This window comes from Streptococcus oralis (assembly GCF_022749195.1).
Lineage (GTDB): Bacteria > Bacillota > Bacilli > Lactobacillales > Streptococcaceae > Streptococcus > Streptococcus oralis_CI.
Genome location: NZ_CP094226.1, coordinates 1,084,685 through 1,104,395, shown reverse-complemented (window position 1 = coordinate 1,104,395; position 19,711 = coordinate 1,084,685). Strand labels below are relative to the sequence as shown.

General features: G+C 43.2%; 21 protein-coding genes. 20 read left to right on the top strand and 1 reads right to left on the bottom strand.

Going from position 1 to position 19,711, the window contains the following annotated elements; translation table 11 throughout:
• The first annotated feature begins 64 nt into the window (after positions 1-64).
• From rpiA to deoD, 6 genes are all read left to right on the top strand, one after another.
• Entirely contained in the window at positions 65-748 is a 684-nt protein-coding gene (rpiA, locus tag MP387_RS05385) for a ribose-5-phosphate isomerase RpiA (protein ID WP_242745586.1), read from the top strand.
• A gap of 23 nt (positions 749-771) precedes the next feature.
• On the top strand, positions 772-1,983 hold the full coding sequence (locus tag MP387_RS05380; protein WP_242745584.1) for a phosphopentomutase: 1,212 nt from the start codon (positions 772-774) through the stop codon (positions 1,981-1,983).
• A gap of 1 nt (position 1,984) precedes the next feature.
• Positions 1,985-2,545, top strand: coding sequence for a DUF1697 domain-containing protein (locus MP387_RS05375; protein ID WP_242745582.1), 561 nt, complete (start codon positions 1,985-1,987; stop codon positions 2,543-2,545).
• Entirely contained in the window at positions 2,542-3,351 is an 810-nt protein-coding gene (locus tag MP387_RS05370; RefSeq protein WP_242745580.1) for a purine-nucleoside phosphorylase, read from the top strand. The genes MP387_RS05375 and MP387_RS05370 overlap by 4 nt, the downstream gene beginning before the upstream one ends.
• Before the next feature lie 4 nt (positions 3,352-3,355).
• Positions 3,356-4,066: a type 1 glutamine amidotransferase gene (locus MP387_RS05365; protein ID WP_242745578.1), complete on the top strand. Its 711-nt coding sequence runs from the start codon at positions 3,356-3,358 to the stop codon at positions 4,064-4,066.
• A gap of 222 nt (positions 4,067-4,288) precedes the next feature.
• Positions 4,289-4,999, top strand: a complete 711-nt coding sequence (gene deoD / locus MP387_RS05360) for a purine-nucleoside phosphorylase (RefSeq protein ID WP_000022080.1) — start codon at positions 4,289-4,291, stop codon at positions 4,997-4,999.
• Positions 5,000-5,031: 32 nt separating this feature from the next.
• Here the strand turns inward: deoD and pavA are convergent, their stop codons facing one another.
• The gene (gene pavA / locus MP387_RS05355) at positions 5,032-6,687 is read right to left on the bottom strand and encodes an Rqc2 family fibronectin-binding protein PavA (protein ID WP_242745576.1); all 1,656 of its coding nucleotides are present in this window, start codon (positions 6,685-6,687) and stop codon (positions 5,032-5,034) included.
• Positions 6,688-6,791: 104 nt separating this feature from the next.
• Here pavA and ybeY point away from each other — a divergent pair, with 104 nt between their 5' ends.
• The 14 genes from ybeY (at position 6,792) to pepF (ending at position 19,710) form a co-directional block, all read left to right on the top strand.
• Positions 6,792-7,289: an rRNA maturation RNase YbeY gene (gene ybeY / locus MP387_RS05350; RefSeq protein ID WP_000275165.1), complete on the top strand. Its 498-nt coding sequence runs from the start codon at positions 6,792-6,794 to the stop codon at positions 7,287-7,289.
• Entirely contained in the window at positions 7,270-7,665 is a 396-nt protein-coding gene (locus MP387_RS05345) for a diacylglycerol kinase family protein (RefSeq protein WP_000378182.1), read from the top strand. The genes ybeY and MP387_RS05345 overlap by 20 nt, the downstream gene beginning before the upstream one ends.
• Positions 7,666-7,681: 16 nt before the next feature.
• Positions 7,682-8,581 carry a GTPase Era gene (era, locus tag MP387_RS05340; protein ID WP_000143274.1) on the top strand — a complete coding sequence of 300 codons (900 nt, stop codon included), beginning with the start codon at positions 7,682-7,684 and terminating at the stop codon, positions 8,579-8,581.
• Positions 8,582-8,629: 48 nt separating this feature from the next.
• Entirely contained in the window at positions 8,630-9,454 is an 825-nt protein-coding gene (gene mutM / locus MP387_RS05335; protein WP_242745574.1) for a DNA-formamidopyrimidine glycosylase, read from the top strand.
• Positions 9,454-10,059: a dephospho-CoA kinase gene (gene coaE, locus MP387_RS05330; protein ID WP_242745572.1), complete on the top strand. Its 606-nt coding sequence runs from the start codon at positions 9,454-9,456 to the stop codon at positions 10,057-10,059. Before mutM ends, coaE begins: the two co-directional genes overlap by 1 nt.
• Positions 10,046-11,245 carry a multidrug efflux MFS transporter PmrA gene (gene pmrA, locus MP387_RS05325; RefSeq protein WP_242745570.1) on the top strand — a complete coding sequence of 400 codons (1,200 nt, stop codon included), beginning with the start codon at positions 10,046-10,048 and terminating at the stop codon, positions 11,243-11,245. Before coaE ends, pmrA begins: the two co-directional genes overlap by 14 nt.
• Positions 11,245-11,394 carry a 50S ribosomal protein L33 gene (gene rpmG / locus MP387_RS05320; RefSeq protein WP_007519517.1) on the top strand — a complete coding sequence of 50 codons (150 nt, stop codon included), beginning with the start codon at positions 11,245-11,247 and terminating at the stop codon, positions 11,392-11,394. Before pmrA ends, rpmG begins: the two co-directional genes overlap by 1 nt.
• Before the next feature lie 39 nt (positions 11,395-11,433).
• Positions 11,434-11,667, top strand: coding sequence for a preprotein translocase subunit SecG (gene secG, locus MP387_RS05315; protein WP_000282517.1), 234 nt, complete (start codon positions 11,434-11,436; stop codon positions 11,665-11,667).
• A gap of 203 nt (positions 11,668-11,870) precedes the next feature.
• Positions 11,871-14,225 carry a ribonuclease R gene (gene rnr, locus MP387_RS05310; protein WP_242745568.1) on the top strand — a complete coding sequence of 785 codons (2,355 nt, stop codon included), beginning with the start codon at positions 11,871-11,873 and terminating at the stop codon, positions 14,223-14,225.
• The gene (gene smpB, locus MP387_RS05305; RefSeq protein ID WP_001051742.1) at positions 14,188-14,655 is read left to right on the top strand and encodes an SsrA-binding protein SmpB; all 468 of its coding nucleotides are present in this window, start codon (positions 14,188-14,190) and stop codon (positions 14,653-14,655) included. The genes rnr and smpB overlap by 38 nt, the downstream gene beginning before the upstream one ends.
• A gap of 14 nt (positions 14,656-14,669) precedes the next feature.
• Positions 14,670-15,530, top strand: coding sequence for an SAM-dependent methyltransferase TehB (gene tehB, locus MP387_RS05300; RefSeq protein ID WP_242745566.1), 861 nt, complete (start codon positions 14,670-14,672; stop codon positions 15,528-15,530).
• 177 nt (positions 15,531-15,707) lie between these two features.
• On the top strand, positions 15,708-16,856 hold the full coding sequence (locus MP387_RS05295; protein WP_242745563.1) for a PDDEXK family nuclease: 1,149 nt from the start codon (positions 15,708-15,710) through the stop codon (positions 16,854-16,856).
• A gap of 76 nt (positions 16,857-16,932) precedes the next feature.
• Positions 16,933-17,889, top strand: a complete 957-nt coding sequence (locus MP387_RS05290; RefSeq protein ID WP_242745561.1) for a competence protein CoiA — start codon at positions 16,933-16,935, stop codon at positions 17,887-17,889.
• A gap of 18 nt (positions 17,890-17,907) precedes the next feature.
• A complete protein-coding gene (pepF, locus tag MP387_RS05285) occupies positions 17,908-19,710 on the top strand; it encodes an oligoendopeptidase F (RefSeq protein ID WP_242745560.1) in 1,803 nt (600 codons plus the stop codon).
• Position 19,711 lies beyond the last annotated feature (1 nt).

The window sequence follows — 19,711 nt, the reverse complement described above, 5'->3', positions numbered from 1 at the left end:
GTATCCATGAAATAAAAACGGATACATGTTATAATAAAAATAGCTCTTTAATGGAGGTGTTTAAGTGGAGAATCTGAAAAAGATGGCAGGTATCAAGGCTGCTGAGTTTGTCAAGGATGGCATGGTAGTCGGTCTGGGAACAGGCTCTACTGCCTACTATTTCGTAGAGGAAGTAGGTCGTCGGATCAAGGAAGAAGGTTTGCAGATTACTGCTGTGACAACTTCCAGTGTGACTAGTAAACAGGCTGAAGGACTTAACATCCCGCTCAAGTCGATTGATCAAGTGGATTTTGTTGATGTGACGGTTGACGGGGCGGATGAAGTAGATAGCCAGTTTAATGGAATCAAAGGCGGAGGTGGTGCCCTTCTGATGGAGAAGGTTGTGGCAACGCCCTCAAAAGAATACATTTGGGTGGTAGATGAAAGCAAACTAGTAGAGAAACTAGGTGCTTTTAAATTGCCAGTAGAAGTGATTCAGTATGGTGCAGAACAGGTCTTTCGTCGGTTTGAGCGAGCTGGCTACAAACCAAGTTTCCGTGAAAAAGACGGTCAACGTTTTGTGACCGATATGCAGAACTTTATCATTGATCTTGCCTTGGATGTCATTGAAGATCCAATTGCCTTTGGGCAAGAGTTGGACCATGTCGTTGGTGTCGTAGAGCACGGCTTGTTTAACCAAATGGTGGATAAGGTTATCGTAGCTGGACGAGAAGGAGTTCAGATTTTAACTTCAACAAAAGCAAACTAATCAAAGTAATAAGGAGACATACTATGTCAAAATTTAATCGTATTCACTTGGTGGTATTGGATTCTGTAGGAATCGGTGCAGCACCAGATGCTAATAACTTTGTCAATGCAGGAGTTCCAGATGGAGCTTCTGACACATTGGGACACATTTCAAAAACAGTTGGTTTGAATGTGCCAAACATGGCCAAAATCGGTCTAGGAAATATTCCTCGCGAAACGCCGCTTAAGACTGTACCAGCTGAAAGCAATCCAACAGGTTATGCAACAAAATTGGAAGAAGTTTCCCTTGGTAAGGACACCATGACTGGTCACTGGGAAATCATGGGACTCAATATTACCGAGCCTTTCGATACTTTCTGGAACGGATTCCCAGAAGAAATCTTGACAAAAATCGAAGAATTTTCAGGACGTAAGGTCATTCGTGAAGCCAACAAACCTTACTCAGGTACGGCTGTTATCGATGATTTCGGACCACGTCAAATGGAAACTGGAGAGTTGATTATCTATACTTCAGCTGACCCTGTTTTGCAGATTGCTGCCCACGAAGACATTATTCCTTTGGATGAATTGTACCGTATCTGTGAATACGCGCGTTCGATTACCCTTGAGCGTCCTGCCCTTTTAGGTCGTATCATTGCCCGTCCGTATGTTGGCGAGCCAGGAAACTTCACTCGTACAGCTAACCGTCGTGACTTGGCCGTTTCCCCATTTGCACCAACTGTTTTGGATAAATTGAACGAAGCTGGCATCGATACGTACGCTGTTGGTAAAATCAATGACATTTTTAACGGTGCGGGTATCAATCATGACATGGGCCACAACAAGTCAAACAGCCACGGAATTGATACACTTTTGAAGACCATGGGACTTGCTGAGTTTGAAAAAGGATTCTCTTTCACAAACTTGGTGGACTTTGATGCCCTTTACGGCCACCGTCGCAATGCTCATGGTTACCGTGATTGCTTGCATGAGTTTGATGAGCGCTTGCCTGAAATTATCGCAGCTATGAGAGAAAATGACCTTCTTTTGATTACTGCGGACCATGGAAATGACCCAACCTATGCAGGAACAGACCACACTCGCGAATATATTCCACTTTTGGCTTACAGTCCTTCCTTTAAAGGAAATGGTGTCATTCCAGTTGGACATTTTGCAGATATCTCAGTGACAGTTGCGGATAACTTTGGTGTGGAAACTGCCATGATTGGGGAAAGTTTCTTAGATAAATTGGTATAAGATGACACACTATGCTTTACTGGTTAGGGGCATTAATGTCGGTGGGAAGAATAAGGTTGTTATGGCGCAACTTCGTCAAGAACTGACAGAGTTGGGACTGGAAAAGGTTGAAACCTACATCAACAGTGGCAATATTTTCTTTACTTCGACAGATGCCAAAGCCCAATTGGTTGAAAAGTTAGAGGATTTCTTTGCAGTCCATTATCCATTTATTCAGAGCTTTTCCTTGCTGAGTCTTGAGGACTTTGAAGCGGAACTTGAAAATCTGCCTGAATGGTGGACCAAAGATTTGGCACGAAAGGATGTGCTCTTCTACACGGAGGGCTTGGATGTGGATCAAGTCATCGAGAAAGTGAACAGTTTGGCACTGAAAGATGAAGTGGTTCATTTTGGAAGACTTGGGATTTTCTGGGGGAAAATCTCAGAGGAATCCTACTATGCAACTGCCTATCATAAGTACTTGCTCAAGATGCCTTTTTATCGCAACATCACCATTCGCAATGCTAAAACTTTTGACAAAATCGGTCAAATGTTAAAAAATAATAAAGGAGACACACAATGACATTTTTAGATAAAATCAAGGAAACAGCTGCTTTCCTGAAAGACAAGGGAATCCAAGCGCCTGAGTTCGGTCTAATCCTTGGATCAGGACTTGGAGAATTGGCTGAAGAAATCGAAAATCCAGTTGTAGTAGATTATGCAGACATTCCAAACTGGGGCCGCTCTACAGTAGTTGGGCACGCTGGTAAATTGGTATATGGTGAACTTGCAGGGCGCAAGGTCTTGGCTCTTCAAGGACGCTTCCATTTCTACGAAGGCAATCCTCTTGAAGTCGTGACTTTCCCAGTACGTGTAATGAAAGTACTCGGATGTGAAGGTGTCATTGTAACCAATGCAGCTGGTGGTATTGGCTATGGTCCTGGTACCTTGATGGCTATCTCAGACCATATCAATATGACGGGGCAAAACCCATTAATGGGTGAAAACTTGGATGACTTTGGTCCACGTTTCCCTGATATGTCTAAAGCCTACACACCAGAATACCGTGTTACTGCCCATGAAGTGGCTAAAAAACTCGGTATCAAGCTTGATGAAGGTGTCTATATCGGTGTAACCGGTCCGACTTATGAAACACCTGCAGAAATTCGTGCCTATAAGACATTGGGGGCAGATGCAGTTGGTATGTCCACTGTTCCTGAAGTGATTGTAGCCGCTCACTCAGGCTTGAAAGTTCTCGGTATTTCATGTATTACTAACCATGCTGCAGGATTCCAAGAAGAACTTAACCACGAGGAAGTTGTGGAAGTGACAGAGCGTGTCAAAGGTGACTTCAAAGGTTTGCTTAAAGCGATTCTTGCTGAATTGTAATGTCATGAGAGTTCACTTTATTTTACATGAGACATTTGAGGTTCCAGGCGCATATCTAAAATGGGCTATAGAACGAGGTCATCAAATTACATCAACAAAGGTTTATGAAAAAGAACCTCTTCCTGAAACAATTGACGGGATTGATTTTCTGATTGTCATGGGTGGTCCTCAATCACCTGATGAGGATAGAGAAAACTTCCCATACTATGATCCAAAGGCTGAGCTTGCTTTTATGAAAGAAGCGATTGCAGCAGATATTTATATTGTTGGTGTCTGTCTTGGTGCGCAACTCCTGTCTGTTGCCTATGGTGCGGAGTATGAGCACAGTCCTGAGCGCGAGATCGGCGTTTATCCTGTGACATTGACGATGCAAGGTCTAACAGATCCTCATGTCAGCTTGTTCGGAAAAAACATAGAAACCGGCCACTGGCACGGTGATATGCCAGGGCTGACAGATGAAGCTGTCGTCTTAGCGACCAGTCAAGGTTGTCCACGCCAAATTATTCGCTTCAGTTCAAAACATTATGCCTTTCAGGCTCATTTGGAATTTGATCCAGACGCAGTAAAACTTTTAATTACTGCGGATGGTGAGGAGAAATTAAGAGAGCAAAGTGAAAAGTTGCCTTTTGTTCAAACACCAGAAGAATTACGTGGAAACGATTATTCTGAAATGAATGCAAAGCTGTATGCATTTTTAGATTCATTGGTAAACTAGGAACTACAGAAAGGCAGAGTATCTGAGTTATAGTCAAACTCGGGCTAATTGTTCTGTGAAATATTTAATTTTAAAATCAAGAAAGAAAGGATGGGTAAACCGTATTTGTTGAACTGAATACGGGCGGAGAACTGTGTAAAAAAGATAAACTGTCTAGCATCTGCGATGCTTCGTCAGTTTCCTATTTTTACATTGTTCTCTGTCGCCCTTTATATATTAAACATGTCTATCCATATTGCTGCTAAGCAGGGTGAAATTGCTGATAAAATTCTTCTTCCTGGGGATCCTCTTCGTGCGAAATTTATTGCTGAGAATTTCCTTGAAGATGCTGTTTGTTTTAATGAAGTGCGTAACATGTTTGGTTACACTGGCACTTACAAGGGTCACCGTGTATCTGTCATGGGAACTGGGATGGGAATGCCTTCCATTTCGATCTACGCGCGTGAGTTGATTGTGGACTACGGTGTGAAAAAATTGATCCGTGTGGGAACTGCTGGTTCTTTGAATGAAGATGTCCACGTCCGTGAATTGGTTTTGGCACAAGCAGCTGCAACCAACTCAAACATCATCCGCAACGACTGGCCACAGTATGATTTCCCACAAATCGCTAGCTTTGATTTGCTTGACAAGGCCTACCATATCGCCAAAGAACTTGGTATGACCACCCACGTTGGAAACGTTTTGTCATCAGATGTCTTTTATTCAAACTACTTTGAAAAGAACATCGAACTTGGTAAATGGGGAGTTAAAGCTGTGGAAATGGAAGCAGCAGCCCTTTACTATCTTGCTGCCCAACACCACGTTGATGCCCTTGCTATCATGACCATTTCTGATAGCTTGGTCAATCCAGATGAAGATACTACTGCAGAAGAACGCCAAAATACCTTCACCGATATGATGAAGGTTGGTTTGGAAACCTTGATTGCAGAGTAAAATGTAAACGAAAATCCTGATTTCACTTGAAATCAGGATTTTTTCATAGATGCGATTTTTTCTGGGTCTGGTGTAACGCGGAGGGTCTTTTGTCCTGTGTAGGTTACAAAACCGGGTTTGCCACCAGTTGGTTTATTGAGTTTCTTGACTTCAATCATATCCACCTGCACGAGATTTGACAAGCGCCCTTTGGAGAAGTAGGCAGCTAGTTCGGCCGCATCTGTTTTAACTTCATCAGATGGGGCAAGATTTCCTGAGATGACGACGTGGCTTCCAGGAATGTCCTTGGCATGGAACCAAAGTTCCTCCTTGCGGGCCATTTTAAAGGTCAATTCCTCATTTTGCAGGTTGTTTCGTCCGACATAGATGATGGTCTTGCCATCGCTCGCCAGATACTGTTCTGGTTTTTTGCGTTTCTGAATTTTCTCGCGTTGGCGTCTTCTAATAAAGCCAGTTTGGATCAATTCTTCACGGATTTCAGCGATTTCCTCCAGCCCAGCTTGATTGAGAACAGTCTCGACACTTTCTAAATAAAGAATGGTAGCCTTGGTTTCTTCGATCAGTTCAGTCAGGTATTTGACTGCTTCTTTGAGTTTCTGGTAACGCTTAAAATAGCGTTGGGCATTCTGACTGGGAGTCAAGGCCTTATCAAGCGCAATGGTGATAGGTTGATTGGTGTAGTAGTTGTCCAAGGTAACCTGATCTTGGTCATTAGGCACTTGGTGGAGGAAGGTTGTCAACAATTCCCCTTTTTGGCGAAATTCCTCAGCATTGTCTGTTGCCAGTAATTCTTTTTCTTGTTTTTTCAGCTTATGTCGATTTTTCTGAAGTTCATTTTCAACACGTCGAATCAGTTCGCTGGCTTGCTGTTTGACACGGTCGCGTTCAGCCTTGTCCTTATAGTAGGTGTCCAGCAAGTCAGAAAGGCTGGCAAAAGGCTCTCCCACCTGATTTACAAAAGGAACTGGGCTGAAGGAAGTCTCTGTTAAGCATGGCTTGGTTTCTTGACTGAAAAAGTTTCGGAAAGTAGACAGTTTATCACTGACAAGAATGTTTTCCAATTCATTTGCCGTATCACGTCCCAGACCTTGAAAGAGACTTTGAAGATTTTTTGCAGTTAGTTCTTGGGTTTGCAGAATTTCAAAGAGCTTTTCATCCTTGACGGTAAATGGATTGAGAGACTCGGTACTTGGCGGAGCGATATAGGTCGATCCTGGAAGTAAGGTGCGGTAGCTATTTTGTGAAAAGCCGACGTGTTTGATAACTTCGAGGATTTTATGGCTGCTTTTATCGACTAGTAGAATATTGCTGTGTTTGCCCATAATCTCGATAATCAAGGTAGCCTGGATATGGTCCCCAATCTCGTTTTTATTGGAAACGGTAATTTCCACGATACGGTCGTTTTCGACTTGCTCAATTGACTCAATCAGGGCGCCTTGTAAATACTTTCTCAAAACCATGATAAAAGTAGAAGGTTGGGCTGGATTTTCAAAAGTCGTTTGGGTCAGCTGGATGCGACCAAAAACGGGATGAGCAGAGAGGAGCAGGCGATGGCTTTGGCGATTGCTGCGGATTTGCAAGACCAACTCTTGTTCAAAAGGCTGATTGATTTTTTGGATTCGACCATTGACCAACTCGCTTCGCAATTCCTCAACCATGTGGTGTAAAAAAAATCCGTCAAATGACATCGTTCTCTCCTTGTGATTGTATTCCATAGTATTATATCAAAAAGGTAGAATAAAATCATGGAAATATGGTATAATAAAGCCAAGTAAAGAGAATCGAGAAGTACATGTATATTGAAATGGTAGATGAAACTGGTCAAGTTTCACAAGAAATCTTGCACCAAACCCAAGAAATTTTGGAATTTGCAGCCCAAAAAATAGGAAAAGAAGACAAGGAGATGGCAGTCACTTTTGTGACCAACGAGCGTAGCCACGAACTCAATCTGGAGTACCGTGATACGGATCGTCCGACAGATGTTATCAGCCTTGAGTATAAACCAGAGTTGGATATTGCCTTTGACGAAGAGGATTTGCTTGAAAATCCTGAATTGGCAGAGATGATGTCTGAGTTTGATGCTTATATTGGGGAACTGTTCATCTCTATCGATAAGGCTCATGAGCAGGCTGAGGAATATGGCCACAGCTTTGAGCGTGAGATGGGCTTCTTGGCAGTACACGGCTTTTTACACATTAACGGCTACGATCACTACACTCCGGAAGAAGAAGCGGAGATGTTCGGTTTACAAGAAGAAATTTTGACAGCCTATGGACTCACAAGACAATAAACGAAAATGGAAAAATCGTGACCTGGTATCCAGTTTAGAATTTGCCCTTACAGGAATTCTGACTGCTTTCAAGGAAGAACGCAATATGCGAAAACATGCAGTGACAGCTCTAGTGGTCATCCTTGCAGGTTTTGTTTTTCAGGTGTCACGGATTGAATGGCTCTTTCTCCTAATGAGCATTTTCTTGGTAGTAGCCTTTGAAATTATTAACTCTGCTATTGAAAATGTGGTGGATCTAGCCAGTCACTATCACTTTTCTATGTTAGCTAAGAAAGCCAAGGATATGGCAGCTGGTGCCGTACTTGTGGTTTCCCTTCTTGCTGCAGTGATTGGTGCACTTATCTTTCTCCCACGTATTTGGGATATACTATTTTAAACAATAAGAGGAAATTATGACATTTAAATCAGGCTTTGTAGCCATTTTAGGACGTCCCAATGTTGGGAAGTCAACTTTTTTAAATCACGTTATGGGGCAAAAGATTGCCATCATGAGTGACAAGGCGCAGACAACGCGCAACAAAATCATGGGAATTTACACGACTGATAAGGAGCAAATCGTCTTTATCGACACACCAGGGATACACAAGCCTAAAACAGCCCTTGGAGATTTCATGGTGGAATCTGCCTATAGTACTCTGCGTGAAGTGGATACTGTTCTATTCATGGTGCCAGCTGATGAGCCACGTGGTAAGGGCGACGATATGATTATCGAGCGTCTGAAAGCTGCCAAGGTTCCTGTGATTCTGGTGGTGAATAAGATTGATAAGGTTCATCCTGATCAGCTCTTGGCTCAGATTGATGATTTCCGTAACCAGATGGACTTTAAGGAAATTGTTCCTATCTCAGCCCTTCAGGGAAATAACGTTTCTCGTTTAATTGACATTCTCAGTGAAAATCTTGAGGAAGGGTTCCAGTATTTCCCAGCTGATCAAATCACAGATCATCCTGAGCGTTTCTTGGTTTCAGAGATGATTCGTGAGAAAGTCTTGCACCTAACTCGAGAAGAGATTCCTCACTCAGTTGCAGTGGTAGTTGACTCCATGAAGCGTGATGAAGAGACAGACAAGGTTCATATCCGTGCAACCATCATGGTCGAGCGTGATAGTCAAAAAGGTATCATCATCGGTAAAGGTGGCGCCATGCTTAAGAAGATTGGGACCATGGCCCGTCGTGATATCGAACTCATGCTAGGGGATAAGGTTTTCCTAGAAACTTGGGTCAAGGTCAAGAAAAACTGGCGTGATAAAAAGCTAGATTTGGCAGACTTTGGGTATAATGAAAAAGAATACTAAGTAGAGGTGGGCTCATGCCTGCTTCTTGTTTTTACAGAAGGAGGAACTATGCCTGAATTACCTGAGGTTGAAACGGTTCGTCGTGGCTTAGAAAAATTGATTATAGGAAAGAAGATTTCGAGTATAGAAATTCGTTATCCCAAGATGATTAAGACGGATTTGGAAGAGTTTCAAAGGGAAGTACCTGGTCAGATTATCGAGTCAATGGGGCGTCGTGGAAAATATTTGCTTTTTTACCTGACAAACAAGGTCTTGATTTCACATCTGCGAATGGAGGGAAAGTATTTTTACTATCCGGACCAAGTTCCAGAACGCAAGCATGCCCATGTTTTCTTCCATTTTGAGGATGGCGGTACTCTTGTGTATGAGGATGTACGCAAGTTTGGTACCATGGAACTGTTGGCACCCGACCTATTGGAAGCTTACTTTGTTTCTAAAAAACTAGGGCCGGAGCCAATAGAGCAGGATTTTGATTTGCAGTCCTTCCAAGCTGCCCTAGCCAAATCTAAAAAGCCTATCAAATCCCACCTTCTAGACCAAACCTTGGTAGCTGGTCTTGGAAATATCTATGTGGATGAGGTTCTCTGGCGAGCTCAGGTCCATCCAGCTAGGCCTTCTCAAAGTTTGACAGCAAAGAAAGCGAAAGCAATTCATGACCAGACCATTGCTGTTTTGGGTCAGGCTGTTGAAAAAGGGGGGTCAACCATTCGGACCTATACCAATGCCTTTGGGGAAGATGGAACCATGCAGGACTTCCATCAGGTCTATGATAAGACTGGACAAGCATGTTCCCGCTGTGGGACAGTGATTGAGAAGTTCCAGCTCGGTGGACGAGGAACTCATTTTTGTCCTCAGTGTCAAAGGAGGGACTGATGGGGAAAATCATTGGAATCACAGGAGGAATTGCCTCTGGTAAATCAACTGTGACAAATTTCCTAAGAGAGCAAGGCTTTCAAGTGGTGGATGCTGACGCAGTCGTCCACCAACTACAGAAACCTGGTGGTCGTCTTTATCAGCTCTTAGTTCAGCACTTTGGACAGGAAATCATCCTTGAAAATGGAGAACTTAATCGCCCTCTTCTGGCTAGTCTCATCTTTTCAAATCCTGAGGAACGAGAATGGTCTAAGCAAACCCAAGGGGAAATTATTCGTGAGGAATTGGCTGCACTGAGAGACCAGTTAGCCCAGACAGAAGCGATTTTTTTCATGGATATTCCCCTGCTTTTTGAACAGGACTACGCCAACTGGTTTGATGAAACGTGGCTGGTCTATGTGGACCGAGATGTTCAGGTGGAACGTTTCATGAAACGGGATCATCTTTCTATGGAAGTAGCTGAGTCCCGTTTGGCTGCCCAGTGGTCTTTAGAAGAAAAGAAAAAATTGGCAAGCCATATATTAGATAATAATGGCAGTCGTGATCAGCTTGTGGCTCAAGTAGTGAAGTTACTTGAAGGAGGCGATAGCTGTGCAAGAGATTAGTTGGAAAGAGAATCTTCGTGTCGCCTGGTTTGGTAGTTTTCTAACGGGCGCCAGCATTTCCTTGGTCGTTCCTTTCATGCCTATCTTTGTAGAACAGTTGGGAATTGAAGGGGACCAAGTTGCTTTTTATGCTGGATTAGCCATCTCAGTTTCCGCTGTTTCAGCAGCTCTAGTTTCTCCCATCTGGGGTATTCTTGCTGACAAATATGGTCGAAAGCCCATGATGATTCGAGCAGGTCTTGCCATGACCATTACCATGGGAGGTTTGGCCTTTGTGCCAAATATCTATTGGCTACTCTTTTTGCGCTTGCTCAATGGTGTATTTACTGGTTTTGTCCCCAATGCAACGGCCTTGATTGCTAGTCAGGTACCGAAAGATAAGTCTGGAGCGGCTCTGGGGACTCTATCTACAGGTGTTGTTGCAGGAACACTGACGGGTCCCTTTGTTGGAGGCTTTATTGCTGAAATTTTTGGCATTCGTAATGTCTTTTTATTGGTAGGTTCTTTCTTATTTTTAGCTGCAATCCTAACCATTTTCTTTATCAAGGAAGATTTTCAGCCAGTGGCTAAGGAGAAGGCTATCCCAACGAAAGAAGTATTTTCTGCTTTCAAGTATCCTAGGCTTTTAGTGAATCTATTTTTGACGAGCTTCGTCATTCAATTTTCAGCTCAATCAATTGGCCCCATTCTAGCTCTCTATGTGCGGGACTTAGGGCAGACTGAGAATCTCCTCTTTGTATCAGGATTGATCGTATCCAGCATGGGATTTTCTAGCATGATGAGTGCTGGAATTCTAGGAAAACTTGGCGATAAGGTAGGGAATCATAGATTGTTAGTTGCAGCGCAGATTTATTCCGTCATCATTTACCTTCTTTGTGCCCATGCGACCAGCCCCCTTCAACTTGGCTTGTATCGTTTTCTCTTTGGTTTGGGAACAGGTGCTCTCATACCGGGAGTTAATGCCCTTCTTAGCAAAATGACTCCGAAATCAGGTATTTCAAGGATTTTCGCCTTCAACCAAGTCTTTTTTTACCTCGGTGGAGTGATTGGACCTATGGCGGGATCCGCAGTTGCAGGATATTTGGGCTACCATGCTGTCTTTTATGCGACAGCAGCCTGTGTGGCTTTCAGTTGTTTATGTAACTTAGTGCAATTTAGATCATTATTAAAAGTAAAGGAAATCTAGTGCGAGTAAAAATCAATCTCAAGTGCTCCTCTTGTGGCAGCATGAATTATCTAACCAGTAAGAACTCCAAAACCCATCCAGACAAGATTGAGGTGTTAAAATATTGTCCAAAGGAAAGAAAAGTAACTTTACATCTTGAATCTAAGTAGAATTTATGGTAAAATAATAGGGATTTTAAGGAGTTTGATATGTATAACCTATTATTAACCATTTTATTAGTATTATCTGTTGTGATTGTGATTGCGATTTTCATGCAACCAACTAAGAACCAATCCAGCAATGTATTTGATGCCAGCTCAGGTGATTTGTTTGAACGTAGTAAAGCGCGTGGTTTTGAAGCTGTGATGCAACGTTTGACAGGTATTTTAGTCTTTTTCTGGCTAGCCATTGCCTTAGCATTGACGGTATTATCAAGTAGATAAGAAATGGGCAGGACTAGGTCTTAGCCTATTTTTATTTTTATACTCTTCAAAAATCAAATTCAAACCACGTCAGCGTTGGCTTGTCGTACTCAAGTACTGCCTGCGCCTAGCTTTCTAGTTTGCTCTTTGATTTTTATTGAGTATTAAATGATGTTTGAGAAGGTCTTACAGTAAAAGAAAATTAAAAAGTCTAGAAAGAAAACATGAAAGATAAAATCAAAGAATATTTGCAAGAGAAGGGGCGAGTGACGGTAAATGACCTAGCTCAGGCTCTCGGAAAGGATGGATCCAAGGATTTCCGTGAGTTGATTAAAACTCTGTCTCTGATGGAAAGAAAGCACCAGATTCGTTTTGAAGATGATGGTAGCTTATGTCTGGACCAAAAGAAGAAACATGAAATTACCCTCAAAGGGATTTTTCATGCCCATAAAAACGGCTTTGGCTTTGTCAGTCTAGAAGGCGAAGAGGACGACCTTTTTGTAGGAAAAAACGATGTCAACTATGCTATTGATGGCGATACCGTTGAGGTAGTCATTAAGAAAGTTGCTGACCGTAATAAGGGAACGGCAGCAGAAGCCAAAATTATTGATATCCTAGAACACAGCCTGACAACCGTTGTCGGCCAAATCGTTCTGGATCAGGAAAAGCCCAAGTATGCGGGCTACATCCGTTCAAAAAATCAGAAAATCAGCCAGCCAATCTATGTGAAGAAACCAGCTATCAAGTTGGAAGGTACTGAAGTTCTCAAGGTCTTTATCGACAAATACCCAAGTAAGAAACATGATTTCTTTGTCGCTAGTGTGCTGGACGTGGTGGGACACTCGACTGATGCCGGGATTGACGTTCTTGAAGTCTTGGAATCCATGGATATTGTCTCAGAATTTCCAGAAGCTGTTCTCAAGGAGGCAGAAAGTGTGCCAGAAGCTCCGTCTCAAAAGGATATGGAAGGTCGTCTGGACCTGAGAGATGAAATCACCTTTACCATTGACGGTGCGGATGCCAAGGACTTGGACGATGCGGTACACATCAAGCCTTTAAAGAATGGCAATATGGAACTCGGAGTTCACATCGCGGATGTTTCCTACTACGTGATTGAGGGTTCTGCCCTCGACAAGGAAGCCCTTAACCGCGCGACTTCTGTCTACGTGACAGACCGTGTGGTCCCAATGCTTCCAGAGCGTTTGTCAAACGGCATTTGCTCGCTCAATCCTCAAGTCGATCGCTTGACCCAGTCTGCCATTATGGAAATTGATAAACATGGTCGTGTGGTTCATTACACTATTACCCAAACGGTTATCAAGACAAGTTTCCGTATGACCTATAGCGCTGTTAATGATATCCTAGCTGGTGACGAGAAAAAGAGACAAGAGTTTAAGAAAATTGTTCCAAGTATCGAACTCATGGCCAAGCTCCATGAAAGGCTAGAAAGCATGCGTGAGAAACGTGGTGCCCTTAACTTTGATACCAGTGAAGCTAAGATCTTGGTGGATAAAAAAGGTAAGCCTGTGGATATCGTTCTTCGCCAACGTGGCATTGCTGAGAGGATGATTGAGTCCTTCATGTTGATTGCTAATGAAACGGTTGCCGAGCACTTTAGCAAGCTGGATCTACCTTTCATTTATCGAATCCACGAGGAGCCCAAGGCTGAAAAAGTTCAGAAGTTTATTGATTACGCTTCGAGCTTTGGTTTACGAATTTATGGGACGGCTAGTGAGATTAGCCAAGAGGCGCTCCAAGACATCATGCGTGCTGTTGAGGGAGAACCCTATGCGGATGTATTGTCCGTGATGCTTCTCCGTTCTATGCAGCAGGCTCGCTATTCAGAGCATAATCACGGCCACTATGGACTAGCGGCAGACTATTACACTCACTTTACCAGCCCGATTCGCCGTTATCCTGACCTCCTTGTTCACCGGATGATTCGTGACTATGGGCGTTCCATGGAAATAGCAGAGCATTTTGAGCAAGTGATTCCAGAGATTGCGACCCAGTCTTCCAACCGTGAGCGCCGTGCCATCGAGGCAGAGCGTGAAGTCGAAGCTATGAAAAAGGCTGAGTACATGGAAGAATACGTGGGAGAAGAGTACGATGCGGTTGTATCCAGCATTGTTAAGTTCGGTCTCTTTGTCGAATTGCTGAATACAGTTGAAGGCTTGATTCACATCACCAATCTACCTGAATTTTATCATTTCAATGAACGGGATTTGACACTCCGTGGGGAGAAATCAGGCATAACTTTCCGCGTGGGACAGCAGATTCGTATTCGCGTTGAAAGAGCGGATAAGATGACAGGTGAGATTGACTTCTCTTATATCCCAAGTGAATTTGATGTCATTGAAAAAGGCTTGAAACAGTCTAATCGCAGTGACAGAGGTCGTGGTTCAAATCGTCGTTCGGACAAAAAAGAGGACAAGAGAAGACAGGGACGTCCTAACGACAAACGCAAGTCCTTATCAAAAGATAAAAAGAAAAAAGGCAAGAAACCTTTTTACAAGGAAGTAGCTAAGAAAGGAGCCAAGCATGGCAAAGGGCGAGGGAAAGGTCGTCGCACAAAATAAAAAAGCGCACCACGACTATACAATCGTAGATACGCTAGAGGCAGGAATGGTCCTGACCGGAACTGAAATCAAGAGCGTTCGAGCTGCTCGAATCAATCTCAAGGACGGTTTTGCCCAAGTAAAAAATGGGGAAGTCTGGCTGAGCAATGTTCATATTGCCCCTTACGAAGAGGGCAATATCTGGAACCAGGAACCGGAACGTCGTCGCAAACTCCTGCTCCATAAGAAGCAAATTCAAAAATTGGAACAAGAGACCAAAGGGACAGGGATGACCCTTGTTCCCCTTAAAGTCTACATCAAAGATGGCTACGCCAAGCTCCTTTTAGGTTTAGCAAAAGGGAAACACGACTATGATAAACGAGAGTCGATCAAGCGACGTGAACAAAACCGCGACATCGCGCGTGTGATGAAAGCTGTCAACCAGCGTTAAGAAGAGGAAGTAAAATGGAAAAATTAATTGCCTATAAACGGATGCCCTTGTGGAACAAACAGACCATGCCAGAAGCTGTCCAGCAAAAGCACAATACTAAGGTCGGCACTTGGGGAAAAATTACTGTCTTAAAGGGGGCACTCAAGTTTATTGAGTTGAATGAAGATGGTGAGGTTCTAGCTGAGCACCTCTTTGAGGCAGGAGCTGACAATCCCATGGCACAACCGCAAGCCTGGCACCGAGTGGAGGCTGCCACTGATGATGTAGAATGGTACTTGGAATTTTATTGTAAACCTGAGGATTATTTCCCTAAGAAATACCAGACCAATCCAGTCCATTCAGAGGTCCTAGAGGCTATGCAGACGGTGAAACCAGGAAGAGCCTTGGATTTGGGTTGTGGTCAAGGACGTAACTCTCTCTTTCTTGCACAGAATGGTTTTGATGTGACAGCTGTGGATCAAAATGAATTGTCCCTTGAAATCTTGCAAAGCATTGTGGAACAAGAGGATCTAGAAATGCCTGTCGGACTTTATGATATCAATTCAGCCAGCATTAGACAAGACTATGATTTCATCGTATCGACAGTTGTTCTGATGTTCCTACAAGCGGACCGCATTCCAGATATTATCCAAAATATGCAGGAGCACACCACGGTCGGTGGTTACAATCTTATCGTCTGTGCCATGGATACGGAGGATTATCCTTGCTCGGTTAACTTCCCATTCACCTTTAAAGAAGGGGAGTTGGCGGACTACTACAAGGATTGGGAATTGGTCAAGTATAATGAAAACCCAGGACATCTGCACCGTCGTGATGAAAATGGCAATCGCATTCAACTACGCTTTGCGACTATGTTAGCCAAAAAAGTCAAGTAAATCAAACCTATACTAGCGAATAGAAATCACTTTGCAAGGTTTCTATTCGTTTTTGTTTGCGTTGGTTGATTGGGACGAGCAGGATTTTATGCTATACTAGAAGTAGGAAATCTGAGCAGTAGAACTGTGTTGCTGATACTCTCAGCGCAAGAAAGTCTTTATGATGGAGGTGGTCGAATGACGAGTCTTTTGGTGGAATTGTATGATCGGCATGTATTGGAAAAGAATGTCTACCAAGCCTTTATCAGTGATTGTGACGAGATTCTTTTTCTATCTTTGACGAAAATAAGTAATGAAGAGAAGCTCTCCCTCCGTCAGTTTATCATGGATGAGGTGCCTCATATCCAACGAGTGACCTTTCGTCAGTTATCCTTAGAACAACTAGCGGACCAGTTAGATTATTGCCTAGCAGGTTACGACCAAGTCCTTCTCGATGTTTTTGGTGGGGATTCGCTACTAGCCTTATCCCTCTATCAATACGGCTTGGATCGGGACCTCCCCATCGTTGCCATGGATGTCGAGCGAGGAAAACAATACAAGTGGGTAGCCGGTCAGTTAGAAAAAGAAGACTTGGACATTCCAACCCTAAGCATCCAGCAGTTGATAGCCTTGCGTGGTGGAAAAATGCTCAAATCAAAACGCCCTATCCACTCAGCTCAGCAAATTGCTGCTATTAAAAAACTAGCCAGCTCTGCTATTGCCAATCCCGCCCATTGGTACCAAGTAACCCAATTTTTTTCTCTAGCTAAGACCAATGACCTTCATGCTGAAACCGAAAAGATACTGGAAAACAACGGCAAGTATTATCACTACCCAGAAGTCCTTATCCCCTTACTTGTGGAAGCGGGGATGCTTTGTATGGAAAGCGAAGACAAGAAACGAGTAGCTTACAGCTTTCCAAGTCAAGAAGCTCAAGTCTTTTGCCGCAACAAGGGGTATATTTTAGAGGTATATCTCTATCTCTTGGCGCTTGAGTCTCAGCTGTTTGATGAGTGCATGATAGGCGGTGAGATTGATTGGAATGGCATCTTTCCAGAGGCAGACAATGTTCAAAATGAGATTGATGTCATTTTGAGAAAGGGCCGCTCGATTACCTTTATCTCCTGCAAGATGACAGATTTATCAGTTGAAGCCATCAATGAGCTAGAAGTCTACGCCAATCATTTTGCTGGAGAGCGTTGCCTCAAGTTGATTGTTTGTACGGGGAAAATCAATCCTGTTTATGCCAATCGCTGCCAGGAATACGGCGTGCTGGTCATTAGAAGCGAGCAGATCCCCAATCTCATACCCATGCTGAAAAAATACTCTAAGAGACAAAAAAGATAAGAAATAATATCATGAAAGGCTGGAATTCCAGTCTTTTTCACTTCTTTTTCGAATAAATGAGAAAAGGAGGTAGACCATGTTTGTAGCCAGAGATGCCAAGGGGAATTTGGTAAATGCCCTCGAAAAAGATGTTACCAGGCAAGCTTATACCTGCCCCGCCTGTGGGGGCGGACTACGATTACGCCAAGGACAGAGCATTCGAACGCATTTCGCCCATGAATCTTTAAGAGATTGTATGGCTATTTTTGAGAATGAAAGTCCAGAACACTTGGGCAACAAAGAGGCACTTTATCACTGGGCCAAGAAGAACAATCAGGTCGCCTTAGAATATAGTCTGCCCGAGATTCAGCAGATAGCAGATGTTCTCGTCAATGAAAAACTAGCTCTGGAGGTTCAGTGCAGTTCCTTGTCTCAAAAGCTTTTAGGCGATAGAAGCCAAGGATACCGTAGCCAAGACTATCAGGTTATCTGGCTACTGGGAGAAAAACTCTGGTTAAAAGAGCGATTAACACAATTGCAAAGGGGATTTCTCTATTTTAGTCAAAATATGGGATTTTATGTTTGGGAACTGGATATCAAAAAGCAAGTTTTGAGACTCAAATATCTTTTGCATCAGGACCTACGTGGCAAGCTTCATTTTCAGGTCAAGGAATTTCCCTATGGCCAAGGAAATCTCTTGGAAATTCTACGATTTCCTTATCAAAAACAAAAGCTAGCTAGTCTTACAGTTTCTCAAGATTCAACTATCTGTCACTACATTCGCCAACAGTTGTACTACCAAACGCCTTACTGGATGAAGAAGCAAGAAGAGGCCTATCATCAAGGAGACAATCTATTAAAGCATCAACTAGACGACTGGTATCCTCAAGTCAGACCGATAGAGTCAGGTGATTTTTTGCAGATTGAAACGGATTTGGCTAGCTATTATAGAAATTTTCAGGCTTACTATCAAAAAAATCCGAAAAATAATCGCCAAAAGCTCTATCCACCAGCCTTTTATCACTTATATTTCTCAAAAAATGTGGTAAAATAGAAAGGATGGAGGAATCTTATGGTATTACAACGATATGAAATAAATGAAAAAGATACATGGGATCTTTCAACGATCTACCCAACAGACCAGGCTTGGGAAGAAGCCTTGAAAGATTTAACTGAAAAAGTACAAACAGCATCTCAGTATGAGGGACATCTCTTGGACAGCGCAGACAGTTTGCTTGAGATCACAGAATTCTCACTCGACTTGGAACGCCAAGTTGAAAAGCTTTATGTCTATGCGCATATGAAAAATGACCAGGACACGCGTGAAGCCAAGTATCAAGAGTACTATGCTAAGGCAATGACCCTATACAGTCAGTTAGAACAAGCCTTTTCATTCTATGAACCTGAGTTTATGGAGATTAGGGAAGAGCAGTATGCGGTCTTCCTAGAAGCTCAACCAAAACTCCAAGTTTACAAACACTTTTTTGACAAGCTCTTGCAGAAGAAAGACCATGTTCTTTCGCAACGTGAGGAAGAATTACTTGCTGGAGCAGGAGAAATTTTTGGCGCTGCTAGTGAAACCTTCGCTATTTTGGACAATGCGGATATTAGCTTCCCATACGTGCTTGATGACGAAGGCAAGGAAGTACAACTCTCACACGGTACTTACATCCGCTTGATGGAGTCTAAAAACCGTGAAGTGCGCCGTGGTGCCTATGAAGCCCTTTATGCGACATATGAGCAATTCCAACACACTTATGCTAAGACCTTGCAGACAAATGTTAAGGTGCAAAACTACCGTGCTAAAGTTCGCAACTATAAGAGTGCCCGCCATGCAGCCCTCGCAGCCAATTTTGTTCCAGAAAGTGTCTATGACAATCTAGTAGCAGCAGTTCGCAAGCACTTGCCACTCTTGCATCGATATCTTAACCTTCGTTCTAAAATCTTGGGTATTTCTGATCTCAAGATGTACGATGTCTACACACCGCTATCTTCAGTAGAATACAGCTTTACTTATGAGGAAGCCTTGAAAAAGGCAGAAGAAGCTTTGGCGGTTTTAGGTGACGACTACTTGAGCCGTGTTAAACGTGCCTTCAGTGAGCGTTGGATTGATGTCTATGAAAACCAAGGCAAGCGTTCTGGTGCCTACTCTGGTGGTTCTTACGATACCAATGCCTTTATGCTTCTCAACTGGCAGGACAATCTAGATAATCTCTTTACCCTTGTCCATGAGACAGGTCACAGTATGCACTCCAGCTATACTCGTGAAACCCAACCTTATGTTTACGGAGATTATTCTATCTTCTTGGCTGAGATTGCCTCAACGACTAACGAAAATATCTTGACAGAGAAATTGTTGGAAGAAGTAGAAGACGATGCGACTCGTTTTGCAATTCTCAATAACTTCCTAGACGGTTTCCGTGGAACAGTCTTCCGTCAAACTCAATTCGCTGAGTTTGAACATGCCATCCACCAAGCAGATCAAAATGGAGAAGTCTTGACAAGTGATTTCCTCAATAAGCTCTACGCTGACTTGAACCAAGAGTACTATGGACTCAGCAAGGAAGACAATCCTCAAATCCAATATGAGTGGGCACGCATTCCTCACTTCTACTATAACTACTATGTTTATCAGTATTCAACAGGTTTTGCAGCTGCTTCAGCCTTGGCTGAAAAGATTGTCCATGGTAGTCAGGAAGACCGTGACCGTTATATCGACTACCTCAAGGCTGGTAAGTCTGACTATCCGCTTAATGTCATGAGAAAAGCGGGAGTGGATATGGAGAAGGAAGACTATCTCAACGACGCCTTTGCAGTCTTTGAACGCCGTTTAAATGAGTTTGAAGCCCTTGTTGAAAAATTGGGACTGGCTTAAG

Coding starts and splice junctions, on each gene's coding strand:
- tehB (WP_242745566.1), top strand. CDS start 14,670: ATGGAAAAATTAATTGCCTATAAACGGATGCCCTTGTGGAACAAACAG.
- secG (WP_000282517.1), top strand. CDS start 11,434: ATGTATAACCTATTATTAACCATTTTATTAGTATTATCTGTTGTGATT.
- coaE (WP_242745572.1), top strand. CDS start 9,454: ATGGGGAAAATCATTGGAATCACAGGAGGAATTGCCTCTGGTAAATCA.
- mutM (WP_242745574.1), top strand. CDS start 8,630: ATGCCTGAATTACCTGAGGTTGAAACGGTTCGTCGTGGCTTAGAAAAA.
- deoD (WP_000022080.1), top strand. CDS start 4,289: ATGTCTATCCATATTGCTGCTAAGCAGGGTGAAATTGCTGATAAAATT.
- MP387_RS05345 (WP_000378182.1), top strand. CDS start 7,270: ATGGACTCACAAGACAATAAACGAAAATGGAAAAATCGTGACCTGGTA.
- MP387_RS05370 (WP_242745580.1), top strand. CDS start 2,542: ATGACATTTTTAGATAAAATCAAGGAAACAGCTGCTTTCCTGAAAGAC.
- pepF (WP_242745560.1), top strand. CDS start 17,908: ATGGTATTACAACGATATGAAATAAATGAAAAAGATACATGGGATCTT.
- smpB (WP_001051742.1), top strand. CDS start 14,188: ATGGCAAAGGGCGAGGGAAAGGTCGTCGCACAAAATAAAAAAGCGCAC.
- MP387_RS05375 (WP_242745582.1), top strand. CDS start 1,985: ATGACACACTATGCTTTACTGGTTAGGGGCATTAATGTCGGTGGGAAG.
- pavA (WP_242745576.1), bottom strand. CDS start 6,687: ATGTCATTTGACGGATTTTTTTTACACCACATGGTTGAGGAATTGCGA.
- rnr (WP_242745568.1), top strand. CDS start 11,871: ATGAAAGATAAAATCAAAGAATATTTGCAAGAGAAGGGGCGAGTGACG.
- ybeY (WP_000275165.1), top strand. CDS start 6,792: ATGTATATTGAAATGGTAGATGAAACTGGTCAAGTTTCACAAGAAATC.
- MP387_RS05290 (WP_242745561.1), top strand. CDS start 16,933: ATGTTTGTAGCCAGAGATGCCAAGGGGAATTTGGTAAATGCCCTCGAA.
- era (WP_000143274.1), top strand. CDS start 7,682: ATGACATTTAAATCAGGCTTTGTAGCCATTTTAGGACGTCCCAATGTT.
- MP387_RS05365 (WP_242745578.1), top strand. CDS start 3,356: ATGAGAGTTCACTTTATTTTACATGAGACATTTGAGGTTCCAGGCGCA.
- MP387_RS05380 (WP_242745584.1), top strand. CDS start 772: ATGTCAAAATTTAATCGTATTCACTTGGTGGTATTGGATTCTGTAGGA.
- MP387_RS05295 (WP_242745563.1), top strand. CDS start 15,708: ATGACGAGTCTTTTGGTGGAATTGTATGATCGGCATGTATTGGAAAAG.